The sequence below is a fragment of the Kitasatospora sp. NPDC005748 genome (genome assembly GCF_040630735.1).
Lineage (GTDB): Bacteria > Actinomycetota > Actinomycetes > Streptomycetales > Streptomycetaceae > Kitasatospora.
The window spans coordinates 1-1,308 of sequence record NZ_JBEXYD010000160.1 but is presented as its reverse complement, the minus strand read 5'-3'; the positions used below and the strand labels follow the sequence as shown (position 1 = coordinate 1,308).

The 1,308-nt window shown below is 71.3% G+C and carries 1 protein-coding gene; it reads left to right on the top strand.

Annotated features, from left to right (window positions below; all coding sequences use genetic code 11):
• Positions 1–235: 235 nt before the first annotated feature.
• The coding region (locus ABZ495_RS37055; protein ID WP_359840396.1) for an IS110 family transposase at positions 236–1,308 on the top strand (1,073 nt) is incomplete at its 3' end.

Below are 1,308 nucleotides of genomic sequence, written 5' to 3'. Positions count from 1 at the left end.
TCGGCTGACAGTGATGATGTTCGTGGTGATGTTGCTGGCGGGTCTGACCCTTCGGCTGACTGACGCTTCGGCTGTCTTGTTTGGGATTTGTCGGCCCGTCGGCGGCGTCACCACGCACGCGGCCGGACGGGCGTTGTGACTTCATAGGAGCCTGGCCAGAGGCCCCGTCACTGTCTTGTCCACCCGCCCGACCGGCGCGTGCCGCCCTCGGCTCGGACAAGCGACAAGGACGGACATGACCAGCATGACGCACGACGGCCCGGAGATCACCGGCGGAGTCGACACCCACGGCCTGACCCACCACGCGGCGGTGATCGACTCGCTTGGCCGACACCTCGCCGACCGGGAGTTCCCAGCCACCATCGTCGGCTACCGGGACCTGCTGGACTGGATACGCTCGCACGGCGTCCTGACCGCGGTCGGCGTGGAGGGCACCGGCGCCTACGGTGCCGAACTCGCCCGGGTGCTGGCCGCCGCGGGGGTCACGGTCGTCGACGTTGACCGGCCGGACCGAAAGACCCGGCGGCTGAAGGGCAAGTCCGACCCGATCGACGCCTACGCGGCTGCCACGGCGGTGGCTTCGGGACGGGCCACCGGCGTCCCGAAGAGCCGCGACGGTGTGGTCGAGGCCGCGCGCGTGCTGCGGGTAGGCCGCCGCAGCGCGGTGAAGGCCCGCACCCAGGCGATGAACCAGATCCGCGGCCTGCTCGTGTCCGCTCCGGCGGTCCTGCGCGAACAGCTCGCGGGGCTGGAACGGGGCGCCCTGATACGCACGCTCGCCCGGCTGCGGCCCGGTACGGACCTGTCGACGCCTCTCGCCGCGACCAAGGCGGCCCTGCGGTGCCTGGCCCGCCGCCACCAGGCGCTGGACGAGGAGATCACCGAGCTTGACGCCGAGATCGGCCCGCTGGTCCGGGAAGCCGCGCCCGACCTTCTCGCGCTGTTCGGCGTCGGCCCCGAGACCGCCGGCCAGCTTCTCGCATCGGCCGGGGACAACCCCGAACGGATGCGCTCCGAGGGAGCCTTCGCGCACCTCGCCGGCGTCGCACCGATCCCCGCCTCCTCGGGCCGCACCCACCGCCACCGCCTCAACCGAGGCGGTGACCGGGCCGCGAACAACGCCCTCCACACAATCGTGCTGGTCCGCATGCGCTACGACGAACGCACCCGCGCCTACGTCGCCCGCCGCACCAAGGAAGGACTGTCGAAGAAGGACATCACGCGCTGCCTCAAGCGCTTCGTCGCCCGCGAGGTCTACCGCGCACTGACCAGCACTCCAACCTCACGAATCACCCAACCCGACCTTGC